General features: G+C 68.5%; 19 protein-coding genes. 12 read left to right on the forward strand and 7 right to left on the reverse strand.

What is annotated here, in order from left to right:
- Positions 1-23: 23 nt before the first annotated feature.
- Together WMF45_RS19750 and WMF45_RS19755 are read right to left on the reverse strand one after the other, a co-directional pair.
- Positions 24-1,337, reverse strand: coding sequence for a fatty acid desaturase family protein (locus WMF45_RS19750; protein WP_437718429.1), 1,314 nt, complete (start codon positions 1,335-1,337; stop codon positions 24-26).
- The gene (locus tag WMF45_RS19755; protein WP_437718430.1) at positions 1,334-2,392 is read right to left on the reverse strand and encodes an alpha/beta fold hydrolase; all 1,059 of its coding nucleotides are present in this window, start codon (positions 2,390-2,392) and stop codon (positions 1,334-1,336) included. The genes WMF45_RS19750 and WMF45_RS19755 overlap by 4 nt, the downstream gene beginning before the upstream one ends.
- A 555-nt stretch (positions 2,393-2,947) precedes the next feature.
- On the opposite strand from WMF45_RS19755, the gene WMF45_RS19760 reads away from it, so the two are divergent.
- The 3 genes from WMF45_RS19760 (at position 2,948) to WMF45_RS19770 (ending at position 7,167) form a co-directional block, all read left to right on the forward strand.
- Positions 2,948-3,649 (forward strand): hypothetical protein, encoded by a 702-nt coding sequence (locus WMF45_RS19760; protein WP_437718431.1) that lies wholly within the window; start codon positions 2,948-2,950, stop codon positions 3,647-3,649.
- A gap of 476 nt (positions 3,650-4,125) precedes the next feature.
- Positions 4,126-5,412, forward strand: coding sequence for a peptidylglycine alpha-amidating monooxygenase (locus WMF45_RS19765; protein WP_437718432.1), 1,287 nt, complete (start codon positions 4,126-4,128; stop codon positions 5,410-5,412).
- A gap of 294 nt (positions 5,413-5,706) precedes the next feature.
- On the forward strand, positions 5,707-7,167 hold the full coding sequence (locus tag WMF45_RS19770) for an FG-GAP repeat domain-containing protein (protein WP_437718433.1): 1,461 nt from the start codon (positions 5,707-5,709) through the stop codon (positions 7,165-7,167).
- A 7-nt stretch (positions 7,168-7,174) separates the two neighbouring features.
- On the opposite strand, the gene WMF45_RS19775 is transcribed toward WMF45_RS19770, so the two are convergent.
- Together WMF45_RS19775 and WMF45_RS19780 are read right to left on the reverse strand one after the other, a co-directional pair.
- Complete coding sequence (locus WMF45_RS19775; RefSeq protein WP_437718434.1) at positions 7,175-7,870, reverse strand: hypothetical protein; 696 nt, start codon at positions 7,868-7,870, stop codon at positions 7,175-7,177.
- Positions 7,871-7,947: 77 nt separating this feature from the next.
- A complete protein-coding gene (locus tag WMF45_RS19780) occupies positions 7,948-9,516 on the reverse strand; it encodes a GMC family oxidoreductase (RefSeq protein WP_437718435.1) in 1,569 nt (522 codons plus the stop codon).
- A 167-nt stretch (positions 9,517-9,683) separates the two neighbouring features.
- Between WMF45_RS19780 and WMF45_RS19785 the strand changes: the two genes are divergently transcribed.
- The 3 genes from WMF45_RS19785 to WMF45_RS19795 are packed head-to-tail and all read left to right on the forward strand — an operon-like array spanning position 9,684 to position 12,805.
- Entirely contained in the window at positions 9,684-10,028 is a 345-nt protein-coding gene (locus tag WMF45_RS19785; RefSeq protein ID WP_012236117.1) for a hypothetical protein, read from the forward strand.
- A 3-nt stretch (positions 10,029-10,031) separates the two neighbouring features.
- Entirely contained in the window at positions 10,032-12,476 is a 2,445-nt protein-coding gene (gene nirB / locus WMF45_RS19790; protein WP_437718436.1) for a nitrite reductase large subunit NirB, read from the forward strand.
- An 11-nt stretch (positions 12,477-12,487) separates the two neighbouring features.
- A complete protein-coding gene (locus WMF45_RS19795; RefSeq protein WP_437718437.1) occupies positions 12,488-12,805 on the forward strand; it encodes a Rieske (2Fe-2S) protein in 318 nt (105 codons plus the stop codon).
- Between the two features lie 355 nt (positions 12,806-13,160).
- Here WMF45_RS19795 and WMF45_RS19800 read toward each other — a convergent pair whose 3' ends face one another.
- From WMF45_RS19800 to WMF45_RS19810, 3 genes are all read right to left on the reverse strand, one after another.
- Positions 13,161-13,691 (reverse strand): hypothetical protein, encoded by a 531-nt coding sequence (locus WMF45_RS19800; protein ID WP_437718438.1) that lies wholly within the window; start codon positions 13,689-13,691, stop codon positions 13,161-13,163.
- Positions 13,692-13,960: 269 nt separating this feature from the next.
- Positions 13,961-14,602 (reverse strand): hypothetical protein, encoded by a 642-nt coding sequence (locus WMF45_RS19805; protein ID WP_437718439.1) that lies wholly within the window; start codon positions 14,600-14,602, stop codon positions 13,961-13,963.
- 117 nt (positions 14,603-14,719) lie between these two features.
- Positions 14,720-15,364, reverse strand: a complete 645-nt coding sequence (locus WMF45_RS19810) for a hypothetical protein (protein ID WP_437718440.1) — start codon at positions 15,362-15,364, stop codon at positions 14,720-14,722.
- Positions 15,365-16,339: 975 nt separating this feature from the next.
- On the opposite strand from WMF45_RS19810, the gene WMF45_RS19815 reads away from it, so the two are divergent.
- The 6 genes from WMF45_RS19815 to WMF45_RS19840 all read left to right on the forward strand — a co-directional run bounded on the left by WMF45_RS19815 (position 16,340) and on the right by WMF45_RS19840 (position 19,725).
- The gene (locus WMF45_RS19815) at positions 16,340-18,199 is read left to right on the forward strand and encodes a serine/threonine protein kinase (protein ID WP_437718441.1); all 1,860 of its coding nucleotides are present in this window, start codon (positions 16,340-16,342) and stop codon (positions 18,197-18,199) included.
- A gap of 91 nt (positions 18,200-18,290) precedes the next feature.
- Positions 18,291-18,473 (forward strand): hypothetical protein, encoded by a 183-nt coding sequence (locus tag WMF45_RS19820; protein ID WP_437718442.1) that lies wholly within the window; start codon positions 18,291-18,293, stop codon positions 18,471-18,473.
- Entirely contained in the window at positions 18,454-18,726 is a 273-nt protein-coding gene (locus WMF45_RS19825) for a hypothetical protein (RefSeq protein WP_437718443.1), read from the forward strand. Before WMF45_RS19820 ends, WMF45_RS19825 begins: the two co-directional genes overlap by 20 nt.
- The gene (locus WMF45_RS19830) at positions 18,726-19,040 is read left to right on the forward strand and encodes a transposase (RefSeq protein WP_437718444.1); all 315 of its coding nucleotides are present in this window, start codon (positions 18,726-18,728) and stop codon (positions 19,038-19,040) included. The genes WMF45_RS19825 and WMF45_RS19830 overlap by 1 nt, the downstream gene beginning before the upstream one ends.
- Positions 18,926-19,405 (forward strand): S16 family serine protease, encoded by a 480-nt coding sequence (locus WMF45_RS19835; protein WP_437718445.1) that lies wholly within the window; start codon positions 18,926-18,928, stop codon positions 19,403-19,405. Before WMF45_RS19830 ends, WMF45_RS19835 begins: the two co-directional genes overlap by 115 nt.
- 5 nt (positions 19,406-19,410) lie before the next feature.
- Entirely contained in the window at positions 19,411-19,725 is a 315-nt protein-coding gene (locus tag WMF45_RS19840; RefSeq protein WP_437718446.1) for an NHLP leader peptide family RiPP precursor, read from the forward strand.
- Positions 19,726-19,761: the final 36 nt, after the last annotated feature.

Below are 19,761 nucleotides of genomic sequence, written 5' to 3' on the forward strand. Positions count from 1 at the left end.
CCGCGATCGATGGGCCGCGGAGCCTATCCGTGCAAGGAAGCGAGCTCAAGGCCACCGATGTCCTTCCGCCGGGCGCGGCGCGCGCCGGCGCCGGAGATCGCGACGCGCGCGGCCTGCACCTCCTCGTCGCTGATCACCGCGCGGACCATCTCGGCGATCCGCCTCCAGACGGAGTCCCTGCGGTACGGGAGCCCGACCTCCCTGCACAGCACCTCGACCTCCCTCGCGACCTCGGGGTAGCGCCGGAGCGGCAGGTCCGGCCAGAGGTGATGCTCGATCTGATACCCCATGTAGCCGTGCAGGAAGTCGGCGGCGCTGCCGGGGCTCTCGTAGTTCACCGAGCCGACGATCTGCCGGACGTAGTACTCCTCGCGGCTGCGCGCGGCGCCCTCGAAGATGGGGATATCCAGGCCCGTGTGGGTCGGCGCGATCACCGCGAAGCTGTGCAGGTTCGACAGGAGCTCCGCCGCCACGCTGTTGACGAGCACGCCGAGCGCCGCCCAGCGGCCGAACGGCAGGAACGCGAGCGGCAGGACGACGAAGTGCACGAGCGCATACGGCAGGTACGAGCGGAGCAGCATCTCGCGGTCGAGCAGCACCCCGGGCGACCAGGCCGCGCGCTCGCGCCCCTCCGTCGAGGCCTCGGCCGCGCGCTCGCGCCGCTTGCGGAGGGCGCTCCGGGTGGCCGGGCCATAGTAGAGCCACTTCCACGTGCACGCGGTCACGAACAGCGCGAGCGCGCGGACGAGCTTCGGCTTGCTCTTCAGCCACGCCATGTTGACGGCGACGCGATCCGGGTCCCGCTCGTCGCCGGTGTAGCAGTGATGAGAGACGTTGTGCTGCGCCTGCCACGCGTCGGCGTCCAGCCAGTCGAACCAGTCCCACAGGCTGCGCCGGCCCCGCGCGAACGTGCGGCTGTTCCAGGCCGGGTCGCCGCCGGCGACGCCATCATACGCCTTGTGGAGGACCGGGTGCGCGACAACGACCCACCTGGCGAACCGGCCAAGGGCGATGAGGATCATCGAGATCGGGTTGGGCCCGAGCACCGATGTCGCGTACCCCAGGGCGGAGAAGGCGCGGCCCAGCAGCGACAGGCGCTTGATATGGCGGAGATCCTCCGCGCCCGTCCGGGCGGAGGCACCGGCGCGGATCGCCTTGATGCCCGCCATCAGCCGCCGGGCCTCGTCGGCCGAGAGCGAGGTCGTGCGAGGGGCCGTGTCGGTCGCCGCGGGCGCGGCGCGGGGAAACGCATCCTCGGTCTTCATCGTGAGCTCCGTCCTCTGCGTCTCGAGCGAAGCGAGGCGTGTCATGGCCATGGTGATGATTCGAGCGCTCATGACGCGCCCCCGGGGGCCTGGTGGCGCCGCAGCCAGGCGGCGATCTGCTCGTACGGGGTCCGAGGCACGGCCGGGTCGAGGCCGAGATCGAGCCTGCGGGGAAGCGCGATATGGCCGCCGCCGTCCATCCAGACGACGCGGGCGGGCGACGAGAGCCCCCCGCGCGCCGCCAGTCCGGCGAGCGTCGCCGGCGGCACCATCGGATCCTGGCGCGAGTACAGGAGCAGCGCCGGGGTGACCAGCGAGCCAAGGATCCTCCCGGCGCCCTGGGCCTCGTAATAGGCCGTGGGATCGCGGAAACCGAAGCGGCGGACCACCGTCAGGCGGTCCCACTCGCGCAGCGTCGCCGCACGGTCGACGGCCGACGGGGGGACAGGCATCTGTCGCCGCCGCGCGATCTCCCGGTACATCCGCTTCAGCCCCCCGAGGACGTGGCGCCGGTACACGACGCTCTCGGGGCGATCCATGTGGCTCACGGCGCGATCGAGGTAGAGGGGCGAGCAGATCGAGGCCACGGCCGCGAGCCGCGGGTGCCCCGCCGCGGCGAGGTGGAGCGCCACGTGTCCGCCCATCGAGAAGCCGACGACGAAGATCCGCTCCTGGCGCGCAACCATGGGATCGCCGCTCAGCACGGCCGCGAGGTCCTCCCAGAGCCCCGCGTGGTGGAGATCCTCCGGGTCGCACGACGAGCCGCGCTGGCCGAGGCGGAGCACCGACAGCCCCTGCGCGCGCAGGGCAGCCGTCGCCGCGCGCAGGTAGGCCGAGCGCACATCCCCGCCCATGCCGTGCAGCAGGACGACAAGGTCGCGGCTGCCCGGGGAAGGGAAGTACAGGCCTGTCAGCGTCGCCGCGCCGTACGGCCCGCCAGGGACGCGGAACCGCCAGGGGACCGCGGACGTGAGCTCCGGGGTGAGGCTGCTCGTGACGAAGCCCGCGATGGTCGCGGCGTGGCCGCGCACGAGGCGCACGAGAGACGCGCGCTCACCCCGCCGCGCGGCCAGGGGCTCGAGACGCTGCATCCAGGATGCGCGATGAAGGGCGTTCTGCTCGATCATGGGTCCTCAACCTCTTCCTCTCCGCCGCGAGGCGCGCTGTCCGGCGCGAGCTCCTGATCCCCGGGGGTTCGCCGAGGAGCCGGGCCGAGCGACAGCCGGCCACGGCCGGCACGGGGCGGCGTGGTGCGGCGGCGAGAGGCGTCATTGCAGCAAGGATGCCAGTCTCCAGCGGGCCTCGTGGGCCGCCCTCCGCCCCGTCGTGGGCGCGCCGCGCGCCCTCGGGGCTTCAGCGAGCCCAGGCTGTATCGGCGCGGACATCCGCTTGCTCGATCGAGCAACGCGCGGCGGTGCCGGAGGCGCATGCGGCCAGCCGGGGTAAAGGGGCCAGCCGCCAGCTGGAGGTCCCGGCCTCCATGGGAGGAGCGCCCCCCGCGGCGCGGCGTGAGGGCTCCGGACGCCGAACCGCCGCGCCGGACGGGCGGAGTCGCGCCGGAGCGGGCTGGCATCGCGGTTGCCATGCACGAACCGACATCGACGAAGGCATCCCGGCCGCGCTGCTCGCCGGCCGCGCCAGCGTCCCTTGCAGACCGCAGGTCTGCGCGAAGGAGCAAACCCATGAATCCCGTGGCAATGTCTACAGGGGCTGTCCAGATCGTGGCGGGCGTCGTGATCGGTTATCTCACCGTCTCCATGGCGGAGTCGTTTCTCCACCGGAACGCGCTGCACGCGAGCGTCGCGGTCCGCCGCGCGGCGAAGCGGCTCGGTCGCGTGGGCCGCCCTGTCTTGCGCGCGTACACGAGCCACACCGTCGTGCATCACGGCAAGACCTACCGTGCGAGTCACGTGCGGCAGTTCCGGAACCGCGAGGAGCAGGAGCGGCTGGATCGCTGGATCGTCGAGACCCAGGGCGACCGGCGGATGATCCGCGAGCAATACGGCGTCTCGCTGGCCGGCCTGGGGATCCTCGCGTTCGCCGCCCCCGTGCTGCCGTTCTTCGCGCTGTACGCGCTCTTCCTCCCGGCGGCGGTGGTCGTCGGCGCCTTGCTGCCGCTCGTGATCTACCCGCTGTCGTCGCTCGTCCTCCACCCGTACCTGCACATGCCGCGGGCCGAGGCCATGGCCCGCGCGTCGCGGCCGATGCGGTGGCTGCTCGGCACGCGCTACGTGCGCTTCATCTCCCGGCACCACTACCTGCACCACCGGTACATGCACTGCAATTACAACCTGCTCTGGCTCGGCGACCTGCTCCTCGGGCGGCACCGCCGGCCGAACGACGACGATCTCGCCGAGATGCGCGGCCAGGGGATGATCTGCTGAGCGCCTTCCGGGTCTTCGAGGCGGGGATTCACGAAGCTCGAAGCGCGCCGTGGTGGGAAATTCGGCGTCAGCCGCGACTTTCCTCGCGCTCGCGTCACGCCGCCTCGCACCCCGCTGGGTCGCGCGCTCGCGCCACGGCAGCCGAGCTTTGACCAGACGGCACCTCGCCTCCCGGCGCGCGAGCGCCTCGATACCTTCCGCGTGAGCGCACCGTTGAACGATCTCAGAGCGGGCGGGCACTCACCGGAGCAGCACCGACGCCAGGTCGCCGGCCCGTCCGTAGACCTGGGTCGCCGGTGCTCTCACGCGCCAGGTCTCCCGCTGTTCCCGGGAGCTCGCGGCGCGCGCTCTTCTTCCACCCGATTCGACGGCGTTTCTCGGAATCTCGGTCTTCGACCGCCCTTCCGAAAAGCTGCAGATCAGCGCTCGATACCCTCGAAGCCCGTTCAAGGTCGCACTTTCCCCGAGGAGCTCGCATGAATCGTAGTCGTTATTTGTTCTCGGCGCTGTCCTTCCTATCCGCTCTCGTGGTCGTCGCGTGCAGCGACGCCGAGAAGAACGGCGACGCGGAAGCGCTGCCGTGCGACGTCGACAAGATCCTCTCCACGAAGTGCCAGACCTGTCACGGGGCGTCCCCGAAGTTCGGCGCGCCGTTCCCGCTGGTCGACCGGAGCGATCTTGTCGCGCCCGCGGTGAGCGATCCCAGCAAGAAGGTCTACGAGCTCGTCGCCGCACGCGCCCGCGACACCGCGCGCCCCATGCCTCCGCCCCCGACCGAGCCCCTGACCGCCGCGGAGCTCGCGATCTTCGATCAATGGATCGCCGCCGGCATGCCGGCCGGTAAAGACACGTGCGTCGACCCGGGCGGCGGCGGAACCATCGACCCTCCGACCCTGAGCTGCACACCGGATGTCTTGCTAGCGCCGTCCGCGCCTTACGTCATGCCGAAGGATGTCCAGGACCAGTATATATGTTATGGGGTCGATGTAGAGATCGGCCAGAAACGACACCTCGTCGGGGTCGCGCCCCGCATCGACAACAGCACCATTGTACACCATATCCTGCTCTTCAAGGCGGATGAGGCGTCTCCCTCGACGCCCACGCCGTGCAATGGGGGCGACATCATGGGGCCTCTTCTGGCCGTCTGGGCGCCCGGCGGCAAGGCCATGGAGCTGCCGCTGGAGGCGGGCTTCCCGCTGGAAGGCACGGCACACTTCACAATCCAGGTGCACTACAGCAACCTCAAGGGCCTCGACGGGCAGCAAGACAGCACCGGCTTCGACGTCTGCACGACGACGGAGCTCCGCCCCAACGACGCCGGCATCTTCATGTTCGGCACAGAAGACATCAACATCCCGCCTCACGGCTCGCTCGACGTGAGCTGCGATTACCAGTTCCCGCAGGACATGGGGGCGCTTTCGGTGATCAGTGTCATGCCGCACATGCACATCCTCGGCAAGCACCTGTCGAGCAACACGGTGCCCACGGACGGCAGCGAGCCGAGCAACCTGGGGCTCGCCGATCCGTGGAACTTCGACAACCAGATCTGGTACGATAACGATACAATCCTTCGAGGCGGCGACACCGTGAGGACGCGTTGCGCGTGGGACAACCCGGGCAACAGCGCCGTGGAATTCGGGGACCGGACGCTGGATGAGATGTGTTATAATTTCGTGATGTACTATCCGTCTCAAGAGCTGGAGTCAACGGTGGGGGACTGGACTTCTCCGGCGGACGACGTGTCCTGTGTGACGACAGAATAGACCAGCTCGTGCAAGACGCGCGGCCTGTGCCCGAGCGGAAGCGCGCGCCGCGGTAGAAAATTACACCACGATGCGTTGCCGGCAGGGAGGACCGTCGTGACCGGCTCGGCGACGCGATGCGGCGGGCAATAACGCGCCGCCGCGTGCCTGATGACGCGCTGCGATTTTCCTGCTCCAGTGAATGCGTAGCTCGTTCAGCGCATCGTAGTCGCCGGGCCGCCGAGGGCGTGGGGGATGGGCATGTCCCGGAGACGTTCAGGTTCGTGGGTTTCACTTGTCTTGCGGAGGTAACCTATGAGGTTTGCGCGACGCAGCAGCGGACGCATGGTGGTCGCTTGTTGTTTGCTCGTTGGCTTCAGCTCGGGGTGCGAGAGCTCGGTTGTCCTTCCCGAACCATCTCCCCACGACGACTCGGTCGATTCGCCGCGGGACGACGAGGCGACTGACGTCGGCTCGCCGGACAGGCCCGTTGCCTGGCGCGGGACGGGCGAGCGCGTCGTCGATGTGTCGAACGGCGGCGGCGCGGACGTGCCCAACGGCGGCGGCGCGGACGTGCCCAACAGCGGCGGCGCGGACGTGCCCAACAGCGGCGGCGCGGGTGATCGATGCACGGGCCCGTTCCCGGGCGACGAGCCGAGCGACGGCAGCGGCTACTACCTGAAGCCCGGTCTCCTCTATCCCGCGGAGTCCTCGGGTGTGTACATGGGTCAGCTGTCGCTGGGCGACATCGACGGGGACAGGCGCTTCGACTTCGTGAGCACGGATCGCAGAGCGCTGTACTTGCAGACGCATCCGCGGGTACGGGAGCTGAACGGCGAAGTCATCTACACCTCTTCCACGCCGGCCAACTCGGTCGAGGACACGCTGCTGCTCGACGCGGACCACGACGGCGCGCTCGATGTCGTCGTCGCGCAGCAGGAAGGGCTCGCCTTCCTCCGCAACCAGGGCGGCGGCGCCTTCGAGCCCCCGAGGATGATCGCCGCGCCAACCACGTTCACCCCGACCGCCGTGGACCATGACGGGGATGGCATCCTCGACATCGTCGGGCTCGGTTATCACAGCAAGATCCTCGTCTACCGGGGCGACGGCGGCGGCGGCTTCGAGCTGACCCACGAGCTGCCGGCCGGCGTGTTCATGTCCGGCATCGTCACCGGCGATCTGACCGGGGACGGCCGTCCCGACGCCGTGATCGCGATGAGCGGCGCGGGCGCAGGCATCGCCGTCTTTCCGCACGACGTCGAGCGCGGGTTCGACACGACCGGACAGCAGGTCTTCTTCGAGACGACGCCGCCGAGCTCAGGCGTCTCGTTCGTCTCGGTCGCGGTGGGCGACGTGAACAACGACGGACGCCAGGACGTCGCCGCCGTCACGCACGAGTACTCCGACGGGCCGATGCGGGTCTGGATCCTGCTGCAAGACGAGCTCGGCCACCTGACCGCGCCGCAGCCGCTGCTCACCATCGATGACCACCAGTATTTCGTCTCAGGAGGCCTGCAGATCACCGATCTGAACCTCGATGGGCGGAGCGATCTCGTCGCGGTCAGCCGAAACACCGCCGAGATGTGGTCGTTCCTCCAGACCCAGGAGGGCACGTTCGAAGCCGAGGCGGCTCCATTCCCCGGCACCTTCCAGGACATCGACGGTTTCGGCATCGGCATCACCGATTTTGACTGCAACGGGTGCCCTGACGTCGTGGGTGTCCAGCTCGGCGGCCTTGTCGTCTTCCGCGGTCGCGGCTGCGCGACGGCGCCTTGAAGCGGAGCTACGCGGCCTTCGCCGGCTTCGGGTTCAGCTCGAGGAAGCGGCGCTGGTAGGCGTACGAGCGAAAGCGGATCTTCAGCGGCGGCTTGTTGCTGCTCTCGATCTCGACCTTCGCGCCGTCGTCGTGCTCGGCGCAGTGCGGGATGCGCAGCGTGTAGGTCGTGCCGCCGCCGGTGCGAACAGCGATGCTCCCGAGCGCGAGCCCGGCCGCGGCGACGGCCGCGTTGGTCCCGGTCTCGCCGTCGTGCGCCTTCGCCTCGACGCCGCGGGTGGCCGGCCTCGCGCACACGCAGCAGCCCGCCGGCCAGCTGATCGTCTCGCTCGTCACCGGCGCCGGAAAGCCCGGCGTCGGGTGGACGTAGTCGTCGGCGAGCACGGTGAGGACGCGCTTGTCGACGAGGTACGCGGCCTGGCACTTGTCGCAGAACGCCGGGTCGTCGGTATGGTTGAGCTCGATCTCCTCGAGCGTCGCCCGGCAGCGCGGGCACGTCGCGGTGCCGGCCAGGTCCTTGGCGACAAGGAGCGACCCGAGCGCGAACACCGCGAACCCGAGGCCGCCGGCGAGACAGAGCACCCACAGCAGGCCGGAGCGGCCGATCATCGCCCGGAAACAGAGGAACGAGAGGCCGACGAGCACCGCCGTGATGACGGCGTACTTGATGGTGGAGCCCGTGTTGCGGGTCACGGTGGACGTCATGAGCGCGACCTTAGCGCCGGTCGACCCTCGAGCGCGCGCCGAACGCCGTCAGCGGGTCTCTCGCCCCCGGGCGGCGGCTACACCGCGCCGTCGCGGAGCCACTCGCCGAACCGCTCGCCGATCATCAGCGCCGTCAGGTTCGTGTTCACGCTCGGGATGGTCGGCATGATGCTCGCGTCCGCGACGACAAGGCCCTCGACGCCGCGGACCCGCCCGCGCCCGTCGACCGCCGCCGAGACGTCCCCCTCGGGCCCCATCGGGGCCGTCCCGCACGGGTGGTAGCCCGAGCCGCAGCTCCGGGTGATCCACCGCTCCAGCGCCTCCCGCCGCATCAGCGTGCGCTCCGTGGGCCAGACGAACCAGCCGAGCTCGCGCATCGGCGCGGTGAGGGCGATCTCGTACGCGAGCGTGAGCGCGTCGACAGCGCGCGACAGGTCGTCCCGGTCGACGAGCATGTTCGAGACGATGCGGGGCCGCGCGTGCGGGTCGGCGCTCACGTGCTCGATGCGGCCGGCGCCGCGCGGCTTGCCGATGCAGCACGCGAGCGCGAACGCCGGCACCGTGAGGCGCGGGTGCAGCGGGAAGAACGAGCCCGGCTGGAGCATGACGTCGTTCGGGTACGGGCTCCCGCGCGACGTGTAGCGGAGCATCGTCTGGACGAGCGGCTGGCGCAGGACGTCGATCAGGCCGCGGCGGCGCGGCCACAGGCCGATGACGGCCCCCGGATGATCGAGCAGCCGCGCCCCCACGGCGGGCACGTCGGACACGAGCGCGACGCCGAGGCGCGCGAGCTCGGCCCGCGGCCCGATACCGCTGCGCAGGAGGATCCCCGGCGTCGCGATCGCGCCGGCGCTCAGCACCACCTTCCGCGTCGCGACGACCTCGACGCGCCCGTCCGTCTCGATCTCGACCCCCTCGACCCGGCGGTTCCGCACGAGCACCCGCCGCACCGTCGTGCGCGGCCGGAGCCGCAGGTTCTCGCGCCGGCGCACCTCGGCGGTCAGGTAGCAGCGCGCCGCGCTCATGCGCTGTCCGTCGATCTTGTTCATCGCGTGCGGCCCGACGCCGCCGGGCGCGCGCGGATCGTTGGTGTCCGCGCACTCGGGGTGGCCGAGCGCCCTGCACCCGTCGACGAACGCCGCCTGCCACGGCACGAGCTCCTCGCGCCTGGCGCGGCGGATCGGCACCGGGCCGCCCTTGCCGTGCCAGGGCTCGCCGAAGTCGAGATCGTCCTCGAGGCGCTTGAAATAGGGCAGGCAGGCGTCGAAGCCCCACTCGGGCAGGCCGAGCGCCGCCCACTCGTCGTAGTCGTACGGCTGGCCGCGGACCGCGATGCACGTGTTCACGGCCGACGAGCCGCCGACCACCTTCCCGCGCGGGAAGAGGAACATGATCTGCCCGGGCGTCGGCCGGTGGCGATAACCCCAGTCGTGCGCGAGCCACGAGTTGCGGGTGCCGTCCCGCAGATCGGCGGGCAGGCCTTCCGGGTCCGGGTAATCCGGGCCCGCCTCGAGCAGCAGGACCTCGCGATCCGCGCGCTCGGTGACACGCGCGGCGATCACGGCGCCCGCCGAGCCGGCCCCGACGACGACGAGCTCCGCGGCGCCGGCCGGGCGGGGCGAAGAGGACAGTGACGATCGAAACACCTTGGAAACTCGACCTACACGGGATCGCGCCGCCGGGCAACGAACCCTCGAAACTGTCCTCGCTGTATGACCGTTGTGCGGTGCCAGAGCGCCGCGCGGCGCGCGCCGGGCCGCGTACGGCGCGCACGCCCATCCGAGGGTCCGATGGATCCGCCCGGGAGGCCACATTGGAAACACCGAGGTTCATACAGGGTGTCTACTCGTTCGAGGGGCAGGGCCTGGAGCAGCCGGTGCCCCTTCGTCCGGCGGTCGGGTACACCGTCCCGCGGGACAAGCGCGCTCAGCTCATCTACCTGCGCGCGGGCAACTCCACGTCCGAGCTCATCTACCTGCTCCTCAAGCGCGACGGCCACCCGATGCGCTACTTCCCGATCGGCGCCAAGGCGGCGATCCACGTGCCCCTCGTGATCGTGGAGGACATCCACCCGGAGAGCGTGATCGAGCTGTGCGTGGGCGCGCCCGAAGGCGCGCGGGGGCTCGCGACGATCGACATCGGCCTGGCGGAGATCTGAGCCATGCAGAAGAAGCGAAAGCTCGTGTTGATCGGCAACGGGATGGCCGGCGTCCGCACCGTCGAGGAGATCCTCGCGCGGGACGGCGCCGACCAGTTCGAGATCACCATCTTCGGCGACGAGCCGTATGGCAATTACAACCGCATCCTGCTCTCGGAGGTGCTCAACGGCTCCCAGGACCCGAGCGAGATCTTCCTGAACCCCCTGGCCTGGTACCGGGAGAACGGCATCCAGCTCCACGCGGGCGTGCGCGCGCGGGCCATCCACCGTCACTCGCGCCAGGTGACCGGCGATCACGGGGTCGTGGCGCCCTATGACAACCTGATCATCGCGACGGGCAGCTCGCCGTACATCCCGCCGATCCAGGGAGTTCGGCTGGAGGGCGGCAGGGAGAAGCCCGGAGTGTTCGTGTTCCGCAGCCTGGACGATTGCCACAAGATCGCCCAGTACGCGCGGGGCAAGCGGAGCGCCGCGGTCATCGGCGGCGGGCTCCTCGGGCTCGAGGCCGCGCGCGGGCTGCAGAACTTCGGTCTCGACGTCCACGTCGTCCACATCAGCGGTCACCTGATGGGGCAGCAGCTCGACGCCACGGCGGGCGGCATCCTGAGGACGACGCTCGAAGAGCTCGGCGTGACGGTGCACCTCAACAAGAGCACGAAAGAGGTGCTCGGAGAGGACCGCGTGACGGGGCTCCGCTTCGCCGACGACGAGGTGCTCACCTGCGATCTCGTGGTGATCTCCGCGGGCATCCGGCCGAACGTGGAGATCGCCCTGCGCGCCGGCCTGACCGTCGAGCGCGGGATCGTCGTGGACAACCACATGCGCTCGCCCGACGACCCGAGGGTCTACGCCGTCGGCGAGTGCGCGCAGCACAGGGGGCAGGTCTACGGGCTCGTGGCGCCGCTCTGGGAGCAGGGCAAGGTGCTGGCCGACCACATCACGAAGCGCAACGAGAAGGCCTCCTATGCCGGCTCGAAGGTCTCCACGAAGCTCAAGGTCATGGGCATCCAGCTCGCCTCGATGGGCATCACCGAGCCCGCCGACGACCGCGACGAGATCGTGCAGTTCCTCGAGCCGAAGAAGGGCACGTACAAGAAGCTCATCATCCGCGACGGCAGGCTGCTCGGCGGCATCCTCCTCGGCGACGTCAGCAAGGCAGCGTACCTGATGCAGGCGTTCGACAAGAGCACGCCGCTCCCGGAAGAGCGGCTGTCGCTGCTGTTCGACATCGGGGCGCCCTCGCAGCAGGCGACGATCGAGGAGATGCCGCAGGGGATGCAGGTTTGCAACTGCAACGGCGTCACCAAGGAGGGCCTCGTCGCATGTGTGCGCGCCGGCAAGCGGACCCTCCGGACCATCATGGACGCGACGCGCGCGGGCATGGGCTGCGGCGCCTGCAAGCAGCTCGTCTCGGAGGTCGTGGCGTGGGCGTGCGGCGGCGCGGCGGAGCAGGACCCCTCGGCCAGCTACTACGTGCCCGGCGTCCCGCTGAGCAAGCCCGAGCTCGTCCAGGCGATCCGCGAGCGCGGGCTCCGGTCGGTGTCCGCCGTCTTCCGCGAGCTCGCCGGCGGGAACGAGGACCCGGGGAGCAAGCCGGGGCTCGCGTCGCTGCTCCGCACGGTGTGGCACCATGACTACGAGGACGAGCGCGACGCCCGCTTCATCAACGACCGGGTGCACGCCAACATCCAGAAGGACGGCACCTTCAGCGTGATCCCACAGATCGCCGGCGGCATCACGTCGGCCGCGCAGCTCCGGAAGATCGCGGACGTCGTCGACAAGTACCGTGTGCCGCTCGTGAAGCTGACCGGCGGCCAGCGCATCGACCTGCTCGGCGTGAAGAAGGAGGACCTGCCGGCCGTGTGGCGCGACCTCGACATGCCTTCTGGGTTCGCTTACGGCAAATCGTACCGCACGTGCAAGAGCTGTGTCGGGAGCGACTTCTGCCGGTATGGCCTCGGCGACAGCATCGCGCTCGCGCTGAAGATCGAGGAGCGCTTCCAGGGCATGGACACGCCGGCCAAGCTGAAGCTCGCGACCGCCGGCTGCCCGCGCAACTGCTCGGAGGCGATGGTGAAGGACGTCGGCGCCGTCGCGGTGGAGGGAGGCAAGTGGGAGATCTACGTGGGCGGCGCGGCCGGCGCCCACGTGCGCAAGGGCGATGTGCTCTGCGTTGTCGAGACGCACGAGGACGCGCTCGAGCTCATGGGGCGATTCATCCAGTATTACCGCGAGAACGCCAGGTACCTGGAGCGGACCTACGGATTCGTGGAGCGCGTCGGAATCCAGAAGATCCGCGCGGTGGTCGTGGATGACAGCGAGGGTATCGCTGCGCGCCTCGACGAGGAGATGCGGAAGACGGTCGAGGCGTACCGCGATCCGTGGCGAGAGGCGAACTCCCCGAAGACAGCGAACCAGTTCCGATCGGTCCTGCCGATCGTGCAATGAGGGGGCGCGACATGGAGATCACGCTTGGACCCCTGTCGGCGATCCCGCCGGGCGAGGGGCGCGCGTTCGAGGTCGGAACGGAGCGCATCGCGGTGTTCGTCACGCGCGAAGGCCGCATGTTCGCCACGCAGGCGAGCTGCCCTCACCGCGGCGGCCCGCTGGTCGACGGGTTGCTCGGCGGCTGCACGCTCATCTGCCCGCTGCACGCCCGGAAGTTCAACCTAGAGACCGGAGAGGCCCTGAGCGGCGGGGAGGGGCTCAAGACCTATCCCGTCCGTCTGAGCGCGACGAACCAGATCCTTGTGCGGATCGAGGGCGGCGGGGGCTGAGCGCCGCCCATGCCGCCGGGGGCCGGCGGCCCCGCCGGGCGCCCAGCGGGGCCCCCGGAGGGCGCTTCCTCCGGGACGCGCCCCCGGCGCTCTGCGGAGCCCCTGGATCGCGCGTCTTTGGGTACGCTGCCGGAGCGCGTCACGCGTCACGCGTCACCCGACGTTGCCTGGAGGGTTCCCGTTCGTCATGGCCGACCCCACGACAGCCGCACCGCTCGCCCCCGGCGCCGTCCTCGGGGGCGACTTCCGCATCGGCGAACGACGCCATGGAAGGTGAAGAGGGCGAGGCGCCCTGAGCACCCGCAACCCCCCTGAGCGCGAGCGACAAGGCGAGCGGCGTCCTGGGCGCGACCGATCAGAGCTGCCCATACTCACGGATCCGGTCGCGCTTTTCTCCCTTGTCTCCCTTGTCGGGCTCCAGATCGACGACGATCCCGAGGCGTGATTCGACGTAGGCCGCCCAGAGGGTCCCATGCGCTGGAACGCTGGTCCAGGTATTCATCTCCGTCATCGACAGGAGCCCATCCATGCTCCGATCGAAGATTCTTATGTCCCTGAATCGTAATCCGCACGTGAAGCCGAGCTGTACGTTCAGGTTGCGGGAATACACGTCACCACCGAGGAAGAGATCGACGTGCGTGGTCCGGACAAGGGTCCCCTGCGGCCTCAAGGTCGTGGTGAACATGGGAAGAACGGCTCCGATCAATTGGTAGAATTGAAGGCTCGTGGCCGCGCTCGCCCGGAACGGTCCGGCTTCGAACGTGGCATGGATCCCCAGATTCTTGTCTTCTATCGTCGACACGCTCTCCTTGCCCATTCCAATGCCGATGAAGTACCCGATGTTGAGCTCTTGACTGGGACTCGCGGTCTGTCCGAAGCTCACCATGACCGTATGGACAGCCCCCGGAGCCGTTCCGCCGCCATACGTGGCGCCGAGTCTCGCGAGATGGGGGAGCTTCGTCTGAACGACACCGTTGAGGCGGAGGCCGTCCCAATGGAATCTCTCTGGGGGCCGTGGCTCTTGCGCTGATGCCAGAGCGGCGAGGGTGAATACTCCAAGCCCTGATAGAGCGCGCATGAGTGGCTGTCCTGGTCGGCTCGAACAGCGGGTCGATGGCTCCCGCGGGATAAACGGCGGCGTGAAATAGGTTCGAGTCATTCGGCCTGCATGCGGGCTATGCACGCTGGGTTCTTCATCAGATCATCGACGTCGATGTCGCCGTAGTCGCTCCTGAACATATAGGCACTTTCCATCGCGTCGATGCCGCGAATATCGCTCGCAGCATCTGGCCGCGACGCGCTCTCGAAGTGTCTTATGACGGCTGAGCAAGCCGAGTATTGGTCTTGAGCCAGCTCTCGAATGCTCAATACGGTTTCGCAGTCAATCATGTCGCTGCCCAGTATTTCATTATATGCGCGGAATTGCCACCTGAAGTTCCTGCAATTCTCGGCCATCATGTACAGCTCCTTCGCTTGCGATTTGACGATACATTGCTCCGACAGCTCTGGCTCAGGTGAAGGTGCGGGTTTATCTTCGTCGGCGTGGGGATTTTCATCTCTCTTCTGAGGATGGTCGTCGCGACGCTGGAGGGTCTTTTCGCAGCTGGCTAACCGTTTCCGGGCGACGCTCAGAGTCGACTGAAGAACGGTATTGTTCTTGCTGGCGGCGTCCTGGCGCCATTGAGGCTGCTTGTCGCTCTCCGCCGAGATTTTTCCCAGACTGTATGCCGCCGCCAGTGCGGCGACCGCGATGGCCCCCAATCCGATCCATGTTGTAGGCTTTGGTGATGTTCCCATGCGTCGAACGTTACGGGATGAAGTCCCGGTGGAGTGCGCAAGAATGGCGACCCTGGCCTGCTCGAGCGGCGGTTCTATGGCTCCCGCGAGATGTACGGCGGCGTGAAATATGCTCGTTCATTCGGCATGCATGCGGGCTATACACTCTGGGTTCTTTACCAGCTCATCAATGTTGTCGAGATTGCCGTATTTGCTCCTGGTTGTGTAGGCATCTTCCGCCGCGTCAATGGCGAGAGGGTCGCTCATGACGTCTTGAAAACGAGCATCCTCGTTGACTTTTGTGATGCGGACACAAAGTAGATATTGTATTCGGGCCAGGCCTCGAATGCTCAAGACGGTTTCGCAATCGATCGCGTTGTTGCCCAGTATTGCCTTGTATGCATCGAAATGTCTCCTGAAGCTCCCGCAGTTCGCGGCCGTCATATGCAGCTCCTTCGCTTGCAATGCGACGATGCATTGCTTCGGAAGCTCTGGCTCAGGTGAGAGTTTGAGATTCCCTTCGGTGGCGCGGGGCTTTTCCTCCCTCTCCTGAAGATGGTGCTCTCGATGCTGGATGGCCTTTTCGCAGTCGGCCAACCTTCTCTGGGTAGCGCTGAGAGTCGACCAAAGATTGGGATTGTCCTTGCTGGCGGCGTCTTGGTGCGATTGAGTCCGATTATCGCTGCCTGCCGAGATTCTTCCCAGATTGTATGCCGCCGCCAAGCTGGCGACAGCGATGGCTACCAATCCAATCCATGTCGTCGGCTTCGGCAATGTTCCCATGTGTCGAATGTTGCGGGGAGGCGACAATGATCGTTGCTCGAAGGTCAGTCGGTGTGGTGCGGGTGGGTCTCCAGGGTGGCATGAGCTAGAAGTGGCAGGGATCCTTCTTGATCGGCGTTATTCCAACATCTTCAGGTTTGATTTTTAGATTGATGCCGCTGACGGGCTGTAGCGATTCGCGCAATTTATAACACGTATTCGTGCTTACTATTTCCAGAAATTGGACTTGTAGCGGTGTCGTCCTCGAGCAGCCGCTCAGTTGAGCCCATGTGTCTTCTTGTCCACACAGCGCCACGCACTCAGGGGATGGATCCATGCACGTTGGCGCCGGTGTTTCGTCGAAGATCGTGCATCCGGTTTGGGATAGTACCGTCGCGGAAATGATCTGAGCAAGGCTGGGACGGATCGTCCTTGAACGACGAAGTGCTGCGGTCATAGGTTCTTGCTCTCAGGGGCATCTGGTGGTGGATCGCATTTGCCTCAAACAGGCGATGTGAGGATACAGGAAGGGCTGGCGTTCTTCAATGAATCGAATCCGTGCACATCGCCGCGGCCAGACGTCGCGAGCGAGCGCGTCGAGCTCACCGAGACACGCGCGCGATGTCGCGATGTCCAGGACGTCGGGAAGCTGCCCGCACCGGGGAGGCCCGCTTGTCGACGGGCTGCTCGGCGGCTGCACGCTCCTCTGCCCGCTGCGCGCCCAGAAGTTCAACCTGGAGACCGGAGAGGCCCTGAGCGGCGGGGAGGGGCTCAAGACGTATCCCGTCCGTCTCGACGAACCAGATCCTTGTGATGATCGAGGGCGGCGGGGGCTGAGCGCCGCCCGCGCAGCGCCCGGGGGGAGACCCGACCCCGGCGCCGCCAGCGGCGCCGGGCGCTCTGCGGAGCCCCTGGATCGCGCGTCTTTGGGTACGCTGCCAGAGCGCGTCGCGCGTCCCGCGTCACGCGACGTTGCCTGGAGGGTTCCCGTTCGCCATGGCCGACCCCACGACAGCCGCACCGCTCGCCCCCGGCGCCGTCCTCGGGGGCGATTTCCGCGTCGTCCGCCCCCTGAGCCAGGGGGGCATGGGCGCCGTGTTCGTCGCCGAGCAGCTCTCGACGGGCAAGCCGCGCGCGGTGAAGCTGATGCACGCGCAGCTCGCGCAGGACCCACGCTTCCGCGAGCGCTTCGAGCAGGAGGCGAGGGTCGGGGCGCGGATCGAGAGCGATCACGTCGTCGAGGTCGTCGCCGCGGGGGTCGATCCCGCGACGCAGACGCCCTGGCTGGCCATGGAGCTGCTCGACGGGGCCGACCTTTCGGCCGTGATGGCGCAGCGCGGCGCGCTGCCGCCCGACGAGGTGCGCGAGCTGATGGGGCAGCTGTGCCACGCGCTCGGCGCGGCGCACCGCGCGGGCGTCGTCCACCGCGATCTCAAGCCCGAGAACATCTTCATCGCGCGGCCGCGGCAGCAGAACGTCCGCTTCAAGGTGAAGGTGCTCGACTTCGGGGTCGCGAAGATCGTGGCCGAGGCGCGGGCGACGACGTCGATCACCGCCTCGGTCGGGACGCCGCTCTGGATGGCGCCCGAGCAGACCGAGCTCGCCGCGCAGGTCGTCCCGGCGTCGGACGTCTGGGCGCTCGGGCTGCTCGCGTTCTACCTGCTCACCGCGCGCCTCTACTGGGTCGAGCCGAGCCGCGGGCCGAGCGCCTCGGTCATGTCGCTCATGCGCGAGGTGCTCTTCGGCCCGCTGGATCCGCCGTCCGCCCGCGCCGCGCAGCTCGGCTGCGCGCACCTGATCCCCCCCGGCTTCGACGCCTGGTTCGCCCGGTGCCTCGCCCGCGACGTCCGCGCTCGCTTCGCCGACGCGGCGCAGGCCATGGCGGCGCTCGATCCCGTGCTCGCCGCGGCCGCCCACAGGTCCCCGCCGCTGCCGGCCATGCCCTCCCTGCCCACGCCGCCGGTGGTTTCCGGCCCTTCCGGGCCGATCACCGCGCCGACCCAGCCGGGGGTCTACCGCACCGACGTCGGCGGCATGACCGGCGGCACGCTCGTCCCGGTGCCGGCGTTGCCCCCGCGCAGGGCGCCCTGGGGCCTTCTGCTCGCGATCGCGGGCGGCGGGCTGGTCGCCCTGGCCGCGCTCATGGCCTTCGGCTTCATGGCCTTCCAGCGGCTCCGCGCGGCGGACCGCGCCGCCGACAGCGCGCCGCCGGCGCCGCTGTACGGCGGGGGCGGTGCGGCCACAGCCACGGGCGGGGCGCCGACGGCGGCGAGCAGCGACGTCGATCTGGCTGGCACCTACGACATCGTATCGTCGCGCAATCCGGGCGGGCAGGGCAGCTACTCGGGCAACGTCCTCCTCTCCCGGAGCGGCGACACGTACCGCATCGCCTGGATCATCACGAAGGGCGCGGGCTACGAGGGGATCGCGTTCGTGCAGGGGCAGACGCTCGCCGTGGGATGGGCGAGCGGCGGGCCCTACGGCGCGGCCGCCTACCGCATCGACGGCGGCCGCCTCCACGGGCAGTGGATCGCCACGGACCGGCCCGGCCAGGTGATCTCCGAGGAGCTGGAGGGCCCTGAAGGGCTGGTCGGCAGCTACCGGATCGTCGGCGGCGCTCGCAAGGGCACGGTCGTCATCGTGCCCACGGGCGAGACGTACGCCGTCACGTGGGCGCTGAGCACCGGCGCGCTGAAGGGGGTGGGCATCCGCTCGGGCGATCAGCTCGTCGTGGGCTGGTCGCCGAGCCAGCAGGTCGGCGTGGTCAGCTATGCGATCGCGGGCCGGCAGCTCGCGGGGCGATGGGGGACCCTGGGCGGCACGCTGGCGGGGAGCGAGGCGCTCGTGCGCCGCTGACGAGCGGAACGAGCGGAACGAGCGGAACCGTGCGAGGCGAGCACGGACGCGGTGTTGCGACCGGGAGAGTCCAATGTATCTTTCCAGGATCATGACCCCTTTGCCCGCGCCGAACACCCCTCTTTGCAACCTCGAATTGCCCGCGCTCAGCGTGTCGGCGCGCGAGCAGCTCACGCGCGTCTGCGCGTTCCTTGACGTCGTGCGTCTTCCGGAGATCCAGACGCGCGCGCTCCTCGCGGAGGGCATCCAGACCGATGCTCGCGCGGTTCCATGAGGTCCTCACGACGGTCCAAGACTTCATCGCCGCGGCGCCGCTCGACGCCGACGAGCTCGCCGACATGCAGGCGGTGCGCGAGAAGGGCGCCGCCTCCGTCAACGCGTGGCTGACCGCGCGACGGAGCAAGTTCGCGGGGAACTTCACCGAGGAGACGCTGAACCTCCTCGCGCTCGGCGAGGCCGTGCCGCCGCCGCTGCCCGACGTGCTCCTTTCCCTGCTCGCCCGCTTTCAGCGGGCGGTGTGCGCCTAGTGGAGGACACCTCCGGCGGGCGCGAGCGGCGGCGGCTGGGCTCGATCACCAAGCAAGGCAACGCGTATTTGCGCACGCTGCTGCCGCAGGCCGCGCACACGATCCTTTGGCACAAGAACCAGAGCGGTGGCGCCCCGCTGCGTCGATGGGCCGATTCCATTGCCGAACGCCCGAGCATCCACACCGTCTACCGGGACCTATGCCGCTTCGACGGGGAGGCGCTCGAAGAACTGGTCAATATCGCCGACCCGGGGTACGGGCACGACCACGTGCGTCGCCTTGCCATCGCCATGCTCTCCGCCTGCCGGCACTGAACGTCACCGGGGAGCCCTCGATCCATGGGAACGTCAACCGTGTGGACAGCATCCCCGAGAAGCTGAGCGCCGCACTGCACCACGGTCGGAAGACCATGGTGATGCCGGCGTCCAACGCCATCGAGCTGGCGCGGTTGCTCGACCTCACCACGCAGCTCGATGTGCGGCCGGTGCAGGCGATCGCAGAGAGGGTGGCGATCGCCCTGGATAGATCAAGCGCTGATCGCACGGAACAGCGCGTGAGTGGAGCGTCTACGCCGTACCATGATCGGAGCTTTGCAGACATCCTCACCCTTGACGTCGCTCGATCGAACCGACACGCTAGGCCACACCAAAGCTCGTGTGGACGAGCAGGGGGAGTATGAGCACGATGAAAACAACCATCACGGATCGAGACGCCTTCGTCGCCCATATCGTCTCGCGCGTCTGGAAGGACGAGGGCTACAAGCAGAGGCTGCTCAAGGATCCCAAGGCCGTACTGGCCGAGGAGCTCGGGACGCAGATATCCGAGAAGGTCGAGGTCCGTGTGCTCGAGGAAACACCGAATGTCCGCTACCTCGTAATCCCCTACTCGAAGGATCGCTTCCGAACTGTAACCGAGGTAGAGCTCCTGTCCGCGAGCGGGAGCATCGGGGTGGCCACCGTCACATCGACGGCGATCTCGTCGCCGTGCGATTGCGGCTGACACGCGTTGCGCGGTGACGACCCCTGCGGCGGCGCT

Source organism: Sorangium sp. So ce448, from assembly GCF_051520915.1.
Taxonomy (GTDB): domain Bacteria; phylum Myxococcota_A; class Polyangia; order Polyangiales; family Polyangiaceae; genus Sorangium; species Sorangium cellulosum_B.